The sequence below is a fragment of the Rhodococcus sp. S3 genome (assembly GCF_058211795.1).
The window spans coordinates 2,489,506-2,503,787 of record NZ_CM177074.1; the positions used below are offsets into that span (position 1 = coordinate 2,489,506).

Genomic DNA, 14,282 nt, shown 5'->3' on the forward strand with positions numbered 1-14,282 from the left:
CGTGGACCGTCCCAGTTCACGCGAACGACTGAATTATCTGGTCCGGGGTGCTGTGGCCTTCGCCGTGGCCCTCGGCGTCGCGGCGGTGATGGTGCTGCGCGGTACCGGCGCGCTCGATCGGACCGAGGACGTCTTCGTCGAGGTGCCCTCCGCCGTCGGCCTGGTCAACGCCGGAGCACCGGTCCGGTATCTCGGCGTCGACATCGGCCGGATCGCCTCGATCGAGGCCGGCGCCACCGAATCGCGGGTGCGACTGGCCGTCGACATCGATGCCTCCCGCACGATCCCGTCCGACGTCCTGGCCCGCGTGGTTCCGCGCACCTTCTTCGGCGACATCTACGTCGAATTGGTCACCACCGATCCGGCCGGCGGCGATGCGGCCCACGGCAGCGCCGGGCCTTCCGAGGCGGTCGCCCTCGCCGAGGTCGACTCGATCGCCGTCGACACCGGCCCCGAGGCCGTCGCGATGTACGACGTGTTCACCCGCATGTCGAGTGTGCTCGAGCAGATGCAGCCGCAGGAGATGGCCAAGGCCCTCGACGCGCTCGGGCGCGCCCTGGACGGTAACGGTGAGACCATCGGACGCACCATCGACCGGCTCGCCGCGACCACCGACCAGCTCACTCCGTCGCTGAACGAGTTCATCGACGCGACACCGCTCTTCGTCACGGTCATGGAATCGCTCCAGACCGCGACCCCGGACATGGTGGGCATGCTGTCCGCCGCGACCGAGGTCTCCCGGGCCATCGTCGAACACCGCGGCGACCTGGCCGACACGATGGGAGCGGCGACTCTGCTCGCCGCCTCCGTCGACGGATTCACCGGCCCCCGACTGGACACGATGATCACGGTCACCGACTCGATCGGCACGATCCTCGCGACCACCGGCGCCGATCCGGACGGCCTCTACGCCACCCTCGCGAACGCGGAGACCTTCGGCGCCGCCGGTGCTCGGGTCTTCGGCAGCGGCCGGTTCGACATCACCGCCGTCCCGTCCTTCGCCGGCCCGCTGCCCTACACCGCTGCGGACTGCCCCAGTTACGGGTCCCTCACCGGCGCGAACTGCAATAGTCCCGGCAACGGCTCCTACAGTGCCGCCAAGCCGGTGATCAACGCGGCCACCGAGGCCGGCCCCCTGCAACTTCTCGAACAGCAATTGCGCGGCGAGCCCGCCGCGGCGCCGGCGGAACAGGACACGGCGGAGCCGACCGGACCGCACGCCGCGGTGACGGCACTGCTCGCCCCCCTCTTCCGCGGAAGCGAGGTACGGATTCCGTGAAACTGACACGACTCCAGGTCTCGACCCTGGTCGGCTACTGCACCATCGGCGTCGTCTGCAGCACCCTCGTCTACAACGCGCTCGCCGTGCCGGTGCGGGGTGCCAGCGACAACTACGTCCTCGAGTTCACCGATGTCGAAGGGCTCAACCCCGGCAACCCCGTGACCCTGTCCGGGGTGCGGGTGGGCCGGGTCGACGCGGTCGACGTCGCCGACACCGACGACGGTCGCGCGCTCGCCCGCGTCACCGTGGAGGTCGAACGCGGACGCACCCTCCCGAAGGACGTCGAGGCGTCCGTCCGGTACGGCGACATGCTCGGCGCTCGCTATGTGGCGCTCACCCTGCCCGAGGCGGGGGTCGCCGCCGGATCCGACGGCGCCGAGGCGGGGGTGCCCGCCGAATCCGACGGCGCCGAGGTGCTCGAACCGGGAGGCGTGGTGCCCGTCTCGCAGACCACTCCACCCATCGACCTCACCGCGCTGATGAACGGCTTCCGGCCTCTGTTCGAGTCGTTGCCCCCGCAGGAGGTGAATGTCCTCGCCCGGAACGTGGTCGACACCTTCAACGGCCGAGGCGACGCGGTCGCCCGGTTCCTCGACCGGGTGGCGGTGCTGTCGACGCAGCTCGGCGACCGCGAACACATCCTCGGCGAGGTCACGACGAACATGAACCGCATCCTCGGTTCGCTCGACAACCGGCACGACGAACTGCGCGACCTCACCGACGGGCTGGCCGCGCTCGGCGCCTCGGTGGTGGGGGACGGGCAGCAACTGGCCGCCTTCCTCGACGCCGGTGCGCAGAGCGTGTCCGCACTGGCGGACACCATCGCCGACTCGCAGGGCGCCTTCACCCGCAGCCTGCAGCAGTTCGGCGCCGTCACCGACCAGTGGATCGCGTCGACTCCCGAGTTCGAGCGCATGCTCGCCGGCCTGCCCGCCTTCGCCGACAACATCAACCACACGGGGCAGTACGGCAGCTTCATCAGTCTCTATCTCTGCAATTTCACCCTGAAAGCAGGCGACGCGGAAGTGAACATCTTCGGCCCGACCCATTCGCCGGTGTGCTCATGATGACCCTTACCCGATTCATCGATCTGCTCGTGCGTTTCGTCACCGCACTCGGTGGCCGCATCGGCCGGGTGCCCCAGTTCGCGGCCTGGACGGTCGTCGTCGTGGTGGCGGTCGCCAGTGTCTCGCTCGTCGCGGTGGGCATCGCCTACATCGACGATCTCGTCCACGTCCTCCGAAGCGACGCAGCCTCGGCAGCCGGGGGAGGGGCACTCACCCGATGATGTTCCTCGTCAAGCTCATCGACGTCTTCGTCGGTGCCCTCGAGTTCCTGTTCGGGGGTGGCCGACGGCAGAACACCACCCACATGCCGCTCGTGCTCGGCACCATCGGAATCTTCGTCCTCGTCGTCGGACTCGGTGCGGCCGTGGGACTTCCGCGGGTGTGGTACCAGGTGCGCACCGAGCCGTACACGGCCGAGTTCGCCAACGCCGCCGGACTCGCCACCGGCGATCCGGTCTACGTCGCGGGCGTGCCGGCCGGGCGCGTGGAGGGCATCCGGCTCGCCGGTACCCACGTCGACGTCGACTTCCGCCTCGACAAGCAGCGCGCCGTGGGCAACACCTCCACCGCATCGGTCCGGCTCGAAACCGTCCTCGGCAAGCGGTATCTCGATCTCCGTCCTGCCGGGGTCGACGACGGAGCGAACCGGATCCCGCTGGCCCGCACCACCGTTCCCTACTCGCTCGACAAGATCGGAGCCGGCGCCGACGCGGTCGCCGAGGACCTCGACCTCGACGCGATGACCGAGATGATGAGCACCCTGTCGCAGGTGCTGCCGCGGGAGAGCGACGAGCTCGACCGTGCCCTCACCGGTATCAGCGCCGCCTCGACCGCGTTCTCCCGGCACGGCGAACAGTTCGACCAGCTCCTCGACACCGCCCGGAAGCTGTCGGAGATGGCGGTCGACCAGCAGGACATCCTGGTGCAGAACGCGGTCGACGCCCGCACCCTCGTGCAGACCCTCGTCGTCCGCAAGGACACACTCACCCGGCTCGTCGAGAACCTGCGGGTCGTCATCGCGACCATGTCGGAGACGCTCACCGCCAACCGCGGCGACGCCGACCGCCTCGTCGCCAACCTGGTGGAGGTCTCCGGGACCCTCCAGCGCAACGCCGACCGGATCGGCCTGCTCATGGACCGCCTGCCCCCAGCCCTGCGCACCGTCACCGATGCCACGGGCAACGGCTCGTGGGCGGACGTCGTCACCCCCGCCACGGTCCTTCCCGACAATCTTCTCTGCGCGATCGGAGTGATGCAGGAATGCCGGTGACCTCGACACCGACGAGAACCTCGCGACGGAAGAAGATCGTCGCGGCGACCCTTGTCCTACTCCTTCTGATCGCGTTGCCCGCGTGGTACGTCTTCGGCCGCACCGACCGCAGTCACACCGTCCACGCCGACTTCGAATACGTCAACGGCATCTACGTGGGCAGTACCGTCGCCGTGCTCGGCGTGGAGGTCGGCACCGTCACCGACATCGAACCGCAGGGAACGTCCGTGAGAGTGACGATGACCGTCCCCGACGAGGTGACCCTCCCCGAGGACGTCTCCGCCTACGTGATGAGCCCCGCGATCATCAGCGAACGCTACGTCGAACTGGGGCCCGCCTACGACGGCGGTCCCACCTTCGCCGACGGCGGGGTGATCCCGAAGAACCGCAGCCACTCGCCGATCGACATCGACAACATGCTCGACAGCCTGTCCACGATCATCGAGACGATGGGACCGGACAACGCCGACCTCGGCGCCGTCCTCACCAGCGGAGCCGATGTGTGGGAGGATCGCGGCGCGGCCTTCCACGACGCCATCGCCGATCTCGCCGCCGCCACGGGCGTCGTCGGGGCATCCAGTGAGGACTTCGCACTGCTCGTCGAGAACCTTTCGGCACTGCTGCGCGCCCTCGACGAACGGTCGGTGGGTCTCGACAGCATGGTCACCGATCTCAGCGCGCTCGCCGGGGTCTGGGAGGAGAGCGATCTCGACGTCACCGAGCCGTTGCAGCAACTGCAGGTCGTGTTCGACGAGGTCGACACCTTCGTCGCGCAGCACCAGGAGAGCTTCGGTGCGATCTCCGACAACCTGAAGGTCATCGGCGACACCCTCGGCGAGAACCCTCAGGGTCTGGCCGAGTTCATGGACCTCGTCCCGCTGATGATGGAGAACCTGACCGACACGATCGGCCCCGACGGTCGCGGCCGCATCCGTCTGAACATCTCCACCGCGCTGACGCAGTTCGCGGTCGCGGCCCCGCTGTGCGCGGAACATCCGCTCCCGCTGTGCACGGGAGCCGGCTTCACCAACCCGATCTCCTTCCCGATCAGCGCCTCGGATCCGCTCGGCATCGTCAGCGCGGTCACCGGTGGACAACCAGGACGTAACCCGTGAGCTCAGCTTCTGCAGCGTCACCTCGTCACTCCGTGACGCGGGTCCTGGCCCTCGTCGGTGCCGCTCTCACCTGCGCGACGGTGGTGTCCGGATGCGGCTACGGCATCCAGGATCTTCCCGTCGGACGCTCCATCGGCGGTGGCGACTTCGAGGTCACCGTGCAACTGCCGTCCGCGGACGGCCTGGTCCTCGGCGCCGACGTGCGCTACGGCCAGCAGATCGTCGGCCGCGTCGCCGGACTCGACACCGCACCCGGTGGCGCCGACGTGCGGGTCTCGCTCGAGGAAGACCTCGAGGTGCCGTCCGATGTCCTCGTCTCCGTCGAGATCCCGTCCGCGCTCGGCAGCCCGTACCTGCGACTCGTCCCGCCTCCGAACCCGAGTTCGTCGCTGCTCGCCCACGGTGACGTCGTATCGGAGCAGAACGTCGACCTCGGTCCCCGGGTGGAGACGATGCTCGCCGCGCTCGGCAATGTCGTCAGCGGCAGCGGACTGACCCAACTCGAAACCGTCGTGCGCGAACTCAACGTCGCATTCAACGGCCGATCCGGGAGCGTCCAGGCCCTCGCCGACACCGCCACCGAGATGATGACCCGCGCGATCGACGAACAGACCTCCTTCGACCAGGCCATGACGCTCGCCGCCGACGTCACCCGACGGATGGTCGAGGAGGAGGAGATGTTCGACCGCTATCTCGTCGAAACCGCCGGCGCCGTCGATGTCCTGGTGGCCCAACGCGAGAGTATGGCCTCCCTGCTCGACGCCACCACGAGCCTGGCGGCGAACGTCAACGAGTTGACCGCCGCGACCCCCGACGGGGCCGGCGGACTGTTGCGCGACGCCGACACGATCACCGCCACGCTTGCGTCGTTCAACGACCGCATCGGCACCGCCCTCGCCAACATGAACGCCTTCATGGCCGCCTTCGACAGTTCCGTCCGCGGCGACTACCTGGTGTTCGACGGTGCCCTGGAGATCCCGGAAAGCCTCGACACGATCTTCACCGGCGGGTATTTCACCGGTGACTTCACCGGATTCGACGACGCGTCCGCATCGGCCTCGCTGGAAGAACTGCTCGGAGGGGAGCGATGAAGAAGATCGTCGTCGTCCAGCTGGTCCTGTTCGTCATCACCGCGCTGACCGTGGTGCCCTACGGCATCTACTACATCGTCGGACCCACCGGTGTCGGCGACCGCATCAACATCCACGCCACGGTCGACAACGCCCTCGGTGTCGGCGAGGGCACCGTCGTGACGTATCGCGGTGTCCAGGCGGGCATGGTCACCGGTATCGGATTCGACCCCGAGACCCGGCGTGCCCGCCTCGATTTCGCGCTCGACGGTGATACCCGTATCCCCGTCGACTCCTACGCCAAGATCACCCAGGGCACCATGGCCGGCATGCTCAACGTCGACATCTTCCCGCGTGTCGACCACGGCCCCTATCTCACCGACGGCGACGAGATCACGATGCCCGCCGAGGAGCAGCCCACCCAGATCTCCGAAACCCTCGCCCACACCGCCGATCTGCTCGAAACCATCGACCCCGCGGTGATCTCGACCGTCGGTCAGGAGCTCGGCAGCGCGTTCGAAGGACTCGGACCCGACCTGGCCCGTCTCGTCACCGACGCCGACCGGATCTCCGCGCAGTTCGCCGAGGACGCGCCCGCCCTCGCCGAACTGCTCGATCGCGCAGCCGGATTGACGGGCACCATGGCCGAGAACTCCACCGAGTTCGTCGACGGGATGGCGTCGGCGCGGACCGTCGCCGAATCATTGCAGGCCAACGAGGATCGCATCGCCTCGATGATGGCCACCGGCCCCGACGCGATGCGCCGTGCCGACGAGGCCATCGGCGCGAACCAGGAGTCGTTCTCCGCGGTGCTCGCCAACCTCGGCGCGGTCGGTCCGGTGATCTCCGACCGGTCCGCGGCGCTGCGCACCGGTCTGGACGCGATTCCCCGCGGCCTGGCGGCACTCGAATCGATCGTGCACGGCGACCGCGCGGACTTCGCCCTGATCGCCACGCAGGGACCGGCCTGCTACTACGACAATCCCCGTCGCGCGCTCGGCGACACGTCCCCGATCGAACCGAACCTCGACTACTACTGCCCACCGGGGCAGGACCTCGAGCAACGCGGCTCCCGCAACGCACCCCGCCCCAACGATCTCGGGCTCGGAGGCACCATCCCGGGCACGGTGATCGGACCGCCTGTCGTTGCCGATCCGGTCCTCATCCCGAGCGGCACCGAACTGCTCTACTTCTGGAAGAGCCTGCTGGAAGGCAACACCCATGGCACACGATGACACCGGTACGGCAGTCCTCGACAAGGCTCCGGTCCCAGAGTCCACGACCGTCGAACGACGCTCGTCGAAGCCCCGCGGGCTGGTGGTCGCGCTGGTCCTCTCGATCAACGCTCTGCTCGTGATGCTGGCAGCACTCGTCGTGGTCCTCCTCGATCACCGCACCGACGAGCAGGCCGAACAGGAGGCGGTGGCACTGGCGCGCGAGTACGCCGTGGTGATGTCGACCTTCGACTACCAGAACCTCGACGCCAACCGCGAACGGATCGCGGAGATGTCCACGCCGGCCTTCGCCGAACGCTACGGATCGATGGTCGACGCATTGCGTGAACTCGTCACCGAGGGACAGGGGAGCGCCGAAGCGCAGGCGCTGCACGCGGCCGCCGAGCACGCCGACGGCGACACCGCCACGGTGCTCGTCTTCGCCGACCAGAACGCCACGAACGTCTCGACGCCCGACGGGGGCACCTCGCGTTTCCGCATGGTGTTCTCCCTGGTCCGCATCGACGACCGCTGGCTCGTCGACAACGTCGAAACACTCTGACCCACACCACGAGGAGACACGCGATGCCCACTCCCTATCTCGACGACCTGGACCGGGAACCGGTACTGAGCTCGCGCCGGACCCGTATCACCATCACCAGCGGCCCCAACCGGTGGATTCGCAAGCAGCACAAGGTGTCCGACGCCGTCGACTTCTGGTCCTTTGCCGGGGCCGCCGCGAACGTCATCATGCAGCTCGGCTGGCCCGAGGTCGCGTACGGCGTCATGGAAAGCAAGGTCGAATCCGGCTCGCTGGTCAAGCACCCGTGGAAGCGGGCCCGCACCACCGCCACCTACCTGGCTGTGGCGATCCTCGGCAACGACGAGGACCGCAAGGCCTACCGCGAGGCCGTCAACGGTGCCCACCGGTTCGTGCGATCCGACGAGAACAGCCCGGTCAAGTACAACGCGTTCAACCGCGAACTGCAGCTGTGGGTCGCTGCCTGCCTGTACATCGGCATCGAGGACATGTACCAGCTGCTGCACGGCAAGCTCGACGACGAGCAGCTCGAGGAGTTCTACCGCACCGGTTCCACCCTCGGCACAACCCTGCAGGTCACCGAGGACATGTGGCCCGCGACGCGGGCCGATTTCGACAGGTACTGGAACATCGCCTGCGAGCGGGTCGTCTTCGGCGAGACCACCAAGGCGTACTTGATGGACCTGGTCGATCTGAAGATGATCAACTGGCCGATGCGCCTGATGTTCCGGAATCTCCTGCGTTTCCTCACCATCGGGAGCCTGCCCCCGATCTTCCGGGAAGCGCTCGACCTGGAATGGAGCGAAGCCGACCGCCGACGCTACGAGCACTTGTTCGTGTTCGTCTCGTTCGTCAATCGGTTCATCCCGCGTTTCCTGCGGCACGGCGGAAGCGAAGCGCTCGTCGCCGATCTGCGTCGCCGCGTCAAGTCCGGTCGCAATCTGATCTGACAGGCGCATGACCGTTCCAGACACCGACATCGACCCGGACGGGTTGTTGCGGCGCTACCTGCACGACCGGCGTTTCCTGCTCGCCCTGCCGCGGGCGGTGGCGCTGCAGATGCTGCATCCGGCGATCGCGGCGGGCATGGACCACTCGCGGACGCCGCGCCGGCTCTGGTTGCACAAACGCCGGACGGTGCCGGCGCTCGTCCGTGCCGCGTACGACGACCGGCACATCCGCCCGATCGTCCGGTTCGCGCACGAGGACGTGAAGGGAACGGACGATCTCGGCCGCCGGTACCACGCGCTCGACCCGGATGTCTTCTTCTTCCAGCACGCCACCTACGTCGACACGCTCGTGACGATGATCGACGTCTTCGTCCGTCGCCTCGAGGTGGGGGAGAAGGAGGCGCTCTACCTGGACAGTTGCGCGTGGTACCGGCGTTACGGCATCTCCGATCGGCGGATGCCGCAGGACTGGGCGGAGTTCACGGACTATTTCGACGACACCTGCGCCTCGGTCCTGGCCCGCACACCCAGCGGCGACCGCTACCGCGACCAGATCTTGCGGCCCCGCGACTGGGTGCAGCGCGGGATCCCGGCCCGGGTCGTCCGCACGCTGCTGCACCCGGCCGCGCGCACGCTGTGGGAGGTCGACGTCGGCGCTGCCGATCGACACGCCCTGACCGCATACGCGACGTACCGGCGCCTGCGTCGAGGACCGATAACGCGGTAACCGCACCGCGGATCGACAGAACGGATCATCACCCGGCACCGAGTCGGGTTCATCAGGAGGTAAGTGTGGGAGTCGAGGTTTCCGTCGAGGGGCTGACCAAGTCCTTCGGCTCGCAACGTATCTGGCAGGACGTGACGTTGACGTTGCCGGCCGGTGAGGTCAGTGCGCTGCTCGGTCCGTCGGGTACCGGTAAGTCGGTGTTCCTCAAGTCGTTGATCGGTCTGTTGCGCCCGGAGGAGGGCTCGATCGTCATCGACGGCACCGATATCCTGCAGTGCTCGAGCAAGGAGCTCTACGAGATCCGCAAGCTGTTCGGGGTGTTGTTCCAGGACGGGGCGTTGTTCGGGTCGATGAACCTCTACGACAATGTCGCCTTCCCGTTGCGTGAGCACACCAAGAAGACCGAATCGGAGATCCGGCAGATCGTGATGAGCAAGCTCGAGCTCGTCGGTCTGCTCGGCGCCGAGGACAAGCTGCCCGGTGAGATCTCCGGGGGGATGCGCAAGCGCGCCGGCCTGGCCCGCGCGCTGGTGTTGGATCCGGAGATCATCCTGGTCGACGAGCCGGATTCGGGTCTCGATCCGGTGCGCACGACCTATATTTCGCAGACGTTGATCGATATCAACGCGGAGATCGATGCGACGATCCTGATCGTGTCGCACAACATCAATCTGGCGCGTACGGTGCCGGACAACATCGGCATGTTGTTCCGTCGGCAGTTGGTGATGTTCGGTCCGCGTGAGGTGTTGTTGACCTCGGACGAGCCGGTGGTCAAGCAGTTCCTCAACGGCACGATGATCGGTCCGATCGGGATGTCGGAGGAGAAGGACGAGGCGACGATGGCGCACGAGCAGGCGCTCGTCGATGCCGGTCATCATGCCGGTGGTGTGGACGATATCGAGGGGATCGTGCCGCAGATGCAGGCCACGCCGGGGATGCCGGAGCGGCAGGCGGTGGCGCGTCGGCAGGAGCGGGTGCGCTCGATCCTGCACACTCTGCCCCCGGCCGCCCAGAGCGCCATCCTCGAGGACATGGATTCTCAGCCTCGAACCACGGCGTTCACGGGGTCCGACGCGCCCACCGAACTGATCCCGGTGGTGCTGCGTTAGATAGGGGACGACAGCGACGGCCGGGGCATCTGCCGGCCGGCCAACCGAGCGACGAGTTCCGCGCGACTACCCGCTCCCGTCTTCGCATAGACGGATTTGAGGTGGTCGTGCACCGTGTTCGGCGTGATGCCCCGGTGCCGAGCGATCTCGGTCGTCGACAGTCCGCTCAGTACGTCGGTGCACACCTCGCACTCGCGTGCGGTCAGCGCGTACGCGGCGAACAGCACCTCTGTGAGCTCGCTGTCCGCCGCGGGTTCGATGGTGACCGCCGTGCGGGATTCGTCGCCGTCGGTGCTCAACGGCGCTGCACGGACGACGATCCAGCCTCCACCCTCGTTGCGGATACGCGCCCGGAACACTCCGGTCGAACTCGCCCGAGCTCCGAACGTTGCCGCCCGCAACAGCAGTGCCAATCGCACGGGACCGGCGAGCCGCTCCTCCCATGCCCGCGCCGCGACCGTCGATGCGACCGGCTCACCCGCTGGATCCGTCACGATCACGGCCGGTCCCGGATTGGCTCCGGGGCGTGCACGCAGGGTGTGGACGGCGGCCGCCCGGGTCGCGGCCGCCACCGCCGGCGCGACCATCGTCAGGAACTCCAGCTCCCGATCCGTGAAGTCCGGTCCCGATCGGACGAAACCGGCCGATCCCCAACACAACCCGTCCACCGTGAAGACGACCCGCACCTCACGGTGGAGTCCGAGTGGGCGCCACACCGCAGCGTGCCGGAGGCTGTGGGCGAGTTCGGTCGACGGTAGATCCGAGGCCCGCACCACCGTTCGTCCACTGCGGGCGATGTCTGCGAACGTCGCGGGATCGTGTCCACCGCATTCCGATTCGGCGAGCAGTGGCTCGTACTCGCCGGGAATGCGGTTGCGCCCACTGGTCATCGAACCGAACGCCAGGGTCAGGGGATCGAACAGTGCCCAGCACGTCAGGTCGCTGCGTACGGTGCGATCGACCAGTTCGATGGCGTGCTGGTGCAGTGCGGTGACGCCGGCGCCGGTGCCCGCGAACTCCAGGATCTCGCGGCGTAGCCGCTTCGCCCGCACTTCGAGCATGAGCCCAGTATGCGCCGGATCCGGGAGACGGGAGCATCCCCGATTCAGGGGATGGTTCGGCTGCTTCCGGGTCCCTAGCGTCGCAAATGTGTCCATGATTCATCTCGAGCGGGCCGGTACGGGCAGGCGATTGTCGGTGCCGGACGCCGTCGTCACCGTCCTGTCGTCCGGTGAACACACCGGCGACGCTTACGAGGTCATGCTGGTCGAGGCGCCCTGCGGCACCCCACCGCCGCTGCACTCCGAGCCTTGGCCCAAGACCTACCACCTGCTGCGCGGCCGGATCCTCGTCCTGCTCGACGGTGAGGGCTGCGAACTCACCGCCGGTGACACGCTCACCATCGCGGCGGGAACGATGAACAGCTTCTCGGTGCTCACCGATGATGCGGTCTTTCTCCTCGTCTGTCCCGGGACGGGGATGAGCGGATTCTTCACCGACCTCGACGCGTTGGGGGAGGAGCACCTGCCCGAGGACGCGCTGATGAGCGGGTTCAGGCAGATCGCCACCAGTTACGGCATCCGATTCGCCGAGGAGGTCTCGCCATGATCGTCGTTGCGCAACTCGCGGCCCTGGTCGCTGCCGCAGTGCACCTGCTGGTCTTCGTGTGGGAGACGATCCTCTTCCGCCGTCCGAGCATCCACCGGGACGTGTTCCGCATCCCGACCGAGGACGTCCAGCCGGTGCGGATGTGGGCATTCAACGTCGGCTTCTACAACCTCTTCCTCGGATCCGGAGCACTCGCCGGCGTGATCCTGTGGTGGACCGGCTACGAGACGCCGGGCCGCACGCTCGTCGTCTATACGTGCACGTTCATGTTCCTGGCCGGCATTGCATTGTTCGCCTCGGACCGGATGGCGATGAGCCGTCCGCGCGGGGCCGGGGTGGTGGGATCGCTGTGCCAAAGCGTGCCGTCGCTGGTCGCGCTCGGGGCGCTGGCGCTGGTGTAGAAGCGGCGCGGCCGACGATTTGGTGTTCTCGACCTCGCTCAGCGCGGTCGGGAACACCGGATTCGTGGCATGTGTGAGGGTAGAGGCGTGAACCCCGCGCACCAGCAGTCGCATGCTTCTGTTCGCTTCGAGTGGGACTTGTTCGGAGCGGTTGCTCTCGGGGCCTCCGACATCTCGGTCGTGGTGGACGTGCTGTCGTTCACCACGACGCTGTCGGTCGCCGCGGATCGTGGAATCGAGGTGTTGCCGTACTGGGCGAGAGACGATTCGGCCGCCGAGTACGCCGCGAGACATGATGCCGTCCTGGCGGTCGGGCGTAGCCGAGCGGAGGCGGGGGAGGTGAGTCTGTCTCCGCGCACCGTTCGCGACGCCGACAACCTGCATCGCCTCGTCCTGCCCTCGCCGAACGGCTCGTCGATCGCGCACTCGCTGGCTACGTCGTCGTCTGTCGTCGTCGGGGCGTGCCTGCGCAATGCCACTGCGGTGGCAGCATGGATCGCGGAGGCGCTGTCGGAGGGTGCGACCGTGGCAGTGATCGCCGCTGGCGAGAAGTGGCCCGACGGGTCTCTGCGACCGTGCGTCGAAGATCTGTGGGGTGCGGGCGCGGTGCTTGCCGACGTGTTGGTTCGGCGTCCGGAACTGGCCGCGTCGCCCGAGGCCGAGATGGCAGTGGCCGCCTGGTATGCGGTTCGCGAGAAGGTGGCGTCCTCGCTCGGGGAGTGCGCTTCGGGTCGGGAGCTGATCGCCATGGGATACGGCTCCGATGTCGCCGTGGCAGCGGAGGTCGGTCGGAGTGCGACCGTGCCCGTGCTCGTCGGCGATCGCTTCGTGGACCACAGTGGATAGACGATTCGGGTGGCTTCGACCCCGCTTTCCGGGGTCGAAACCACCCGAATTGCAACTATCCGTCCAGGCCTTTCTCGTCCGAGGCGTGCACGGCGGGAATCGAACCGAATCGCCCGGCCTGGAAGTCCTCCATCGCCTCGATGATCTCGGCGCGGGTGTTCATGACGAACGGACCCGCCATGACGACGCGCTCACGAATCGGCTTGCCGCCGAGCACGAACACCTCGAGGGCGTCGGTGCGCGAATCCTGTGTCGCGGCAGCAGAGATGGTCAGGCTTTCACCCCTACCGAAGACGGCCGTCTGTCCGGTGCGGATCGGGCGGTGTTCCGGTCCGACCGCGCCATCACCGGCGAGCACGTATGCCAGGGCGTTGAATTCGGGGTTCCACGGCAGGGTGACGCTCGCTCCCGGCGCCACGGTCGCGTGCAGCAGGGTGATCGGCGTGTGCGTCGAACCGGGGCCACGGTGCCCGTCGAGTTCTCCGGCGATCACCCGGATGAGCGCGCCGCCGTCGGCCGAGGACAGCAGGGCGACCTCGCCGCCGCCGATGTCCTGGTACCGCGGTGTGACGAACTTCTCGGCCCTGGGCAGGTTCACCCACAACTGCACGCCGTGGAACAGTCCACCGCTGACCACCAGGTGTTCCGGTGGTGCTTCGATGTGCAGAATGCCGCTGCCTGCGGTCATCCACTGGGTGTCGCCGCCACCGATCGTGCCGCCGCCTCCGTGGGAGTCGCGGTGCTGCATGATGCCGTCGATCATGTAGGTGACGGTCTCGAAGCCGCGGTGCGGATGCCAGGGTGTGCCCTTCGGTTCGCCGGGTGCGTAGTTCACCTCGCCCATCTGATCCATGTGGATGAACGGATCGAGGTACTTCGTCTCGATGCCCGCGAACGCACGGCGGACGGGGAAGCCTTCGCCTTCGAAGCCACGCGGTGCGGTGGTCACGGATAGGACGGGACGGGAGAGCGCGTCGGGTGCGGGCTCTTCGACGCGGGGAAGAGCGAGAACGTTGTCGACGGTCACGGCGGGCACGGTAACCCCTCTCGGTTATGTAGTTGATCTGTCAACTACCTTACTG

16 protein-coding genes are annotated in these 14,282 nt (G+C 67.5%); 14 read left to right on the forward strand and 2 right to left on the reverse strand.

Translation table 11 applies throughout. The annotated features are described in order from the left end of the window. The first annotated feature begins 1 nt into the window (after position 1). The 11 genes from AC0LPE_RS11600 to AC0LPE_RS11650 all read left to right on the forward strand — a co-directional run bounded on the left by AC0LPE_RS11600 (position 2) and on the right by AC0LPE_RS11650 (position 10,345). Positions 2–1,279 (forward strand): MlaD family protein, encoded by a 1,278-nt coding sequence (locus AC0LPE_RS11600; protein WP_490606254.1) that lies wholly within the window; start codon positions 2–4, stop codon positions 1,277–1,279. Beyond that, positions 1,276–2,349, forward strand: a complete 1,074-nt coding sequence (locus AC0LPE_RS11605; protein ID WP_490606255.1) for an MlaD family protein — start codon at positions 1,276–1,278, stop codon at positions 2,347–2,349. Before AC0LPE_RS11600 ends, AC0LPE_RS11605 begins: the two co-directional genes overlap by 4 nt. Continuing rightward, on the forward strand, positions 2,346–2,570 hold the full coding sequence (locus AC0LPE_RS11610; protein ID WP_490606256.1) for a hypothetical protein: 225 nt from the start codon (positions 2,346–2,348) through the stop codon (positions 2,568–2,570). The genes AC0LPE_RS11605 and AC0LPE_RS11610 overlap by 4 nt, the downstream gene beginning before the upstream one ends. Then, complete coding sequence (locus AC0LPE_RS11615; RefSeq protein ID WP_490606345.1) at positions 2,570–3,619, forward strand: MCE family protein; 1,050 nt, start codon at positions 2,570–2,572, stop codon at positions 3,617–3,619. The genes AC0LPE_RS11610 and AC0LPE_RS11615 overlap by 1 nt, the downstream gene beginning before the upstream one ends. Beyond that, complete coding sequence (locus tag AC0LPE_RS11620; protein WP_490606257.1) at positions 3,610–4,734, forward strand: MCE family protein; 1,125 nt, start codon at positions 3,610–3,612, stop codon at positions 4,732–4,734. The genes AC0LPE_RS11615 and AC0LPE_RS11620 overlap by 10 nt, the downstream gene beginning before the upstream one ends. A 32-nt stretch (positions 4,735–4,766) precedes the next feature. Further along, entirely contained in the window at positions 4,767–5,825 is a 1,059-nt protein-coding gene (locus tag AC0LPE_RS11625; protein ID WP_490606258.1) for an MlaD family protein, read from the forward strand. Beyond that, positions 5,822–7,039, forward strand: a complete 1,218-nt coding sequence (locus AC0LPE_RS11630) for an MlaD family protein (protein ID WP_490606259.1) — start codon at positions 5,822–5,824, stop codon at positions 7,037–7,039. Before AC0LPE_RS11625 ends, AC0LPE_RS11630 begins: the two co-directional genes overlap by 4 nt. Continuing rightward, positions 7,026–7,580, forward strand: a complete 555-nt coding sequence (locus AC0LPE_RS11635) for an Rv1363c family protein (protein WP_490606260.1) — start codon at positions 7,026–7,028, stop codon at positions 7,578–7,580. The genes AC0LPE_RS11630 and AC0LPE_RS11635 overlap by 14 nt, the downstream gene beginning before the upstream one ends. Before the next feature lie 23 nt (positions 7,581–7,603). Further along, positions 7,604–8,509, forward strand: a complete 906-nt coding sequence (locus tag AC0LPE_RS11640) for an oxygenase MpaB family protein (protein ID WP_490606261.1) — start codon at positions 7,604–7,606, stop codon at positions 8,507–8,509. A gap of 7 nt (positions 8,510–8,516) precedes the next feature. Beyond that, positions 8,517–9,236: an oxygenase MpaB family protein gene (locus tag AC0LPE_RS11645; RefSeq protein WP_490606262.1), complete on the forward strand. Its 720-nt coding sequence runs from the start codon at positions 8,517–8,519 to the stop codon at positions 9,234–9,236. A gap of 65 nt (positions 9,237–9,301) precedes the next feature. Beyond that, positions 9,302–10,345 carry an ABC transporter ATP-binding protein gene (locus AC0LPE_RS11650; protein WP_490606263.1) on the forward strand — a complete coding sequence of 348 codons (1,044 nt, stop codon included), beginning with the start codon at positions 9,302–9,304 and terminating at the stop codon, positions 10,343–10,345. Here AC0LPE_RS11650 and AC0LPE_RS11655 read toward each other — a convergent pair. Continuing rightward, complete coding sequence (locus tag AC0LPE_RS11655) at positions 10,342–11,406, reverse strand: helix-turn-helix transcriptional regulator (protein ID WP_490606264.1); 1,065 nt, start codon at positions 11,404–11,406, stop codon at positions 10,342–10,344. The genes AC0LPE_RS11650 and AC0LPE_RS11655 overlap by 4 nt on opposite strands. Positions 11,407–11,500: 94 nt before the next feature. On the opposite strand from AC0LPE_RS11655, the gene AC0LPE_RS11660 reads away from it, so the two are divergent. The 3 genes from AC0LPE_RS11660 (at position 11,501) to AC0LPE_RS11670 (ending at position 13,200) form a co-directional block, all read left to right on the forward strand. After that, on the forward strand, positions 11,501–11,953 hold the full coding sequence (locus tag AC0LPE_RS11660; protein WP_490606346.1) for a cupin domain-containing protein: 453 nt from the start codon (positions 11,501–11,503) through the stop codon (positions 11,951–11,953). Then, positions 11,950–12,354: a DUF1304 domain-containing protein gene (locus tag AC0LPE_RS11665; RefSeq protein ID WP_490606265.1), complete on the forward strand. Its 405-nt coding sequence runs from the start codon at positions 11,950–11,952 to the stop codon at positions 12,352–12,354. The genes AC0LPE_RS11660 and AC0LPE_RS11665 overlap by 4 nt, the downstream gene beginning before the upstream one ends. 87 nt (positions 12,355–12,441) lie before the next feature. After that, positions 12,442–13,200 carry a 2-phosphosulfolactate phosphatase gene (locus AC0LPE_RS11670; RefSeq protein ID WP_490606266.1) on the forward strand — a complete coding sequence of 253 codons (759 nt, stop codon included), beginning with the start codon at positions 12,442–12,444 and terminating at the stop codon, positions 13,198–13,200. A 55-nt stretch (positions 13,201–13,255) separates the two neighbouring features. Here the strand turns inward: AC0LPE_RS11670 and AC0LPE_RS11675 are convergent, their stop codons facing one another. Further along, positions 13,256–14,236, reverse strand: a complete 981-nt coding sequence (locus tag AC0LPE_RS11675) for a pirin family protein (protein WP_490606267.1) — start codon at positions 14,234–14,236, stop codon at positions 13,256–13,258. Between the last annotated feature and the right edge of the window lie 46 nt (positions 14,237–14,282).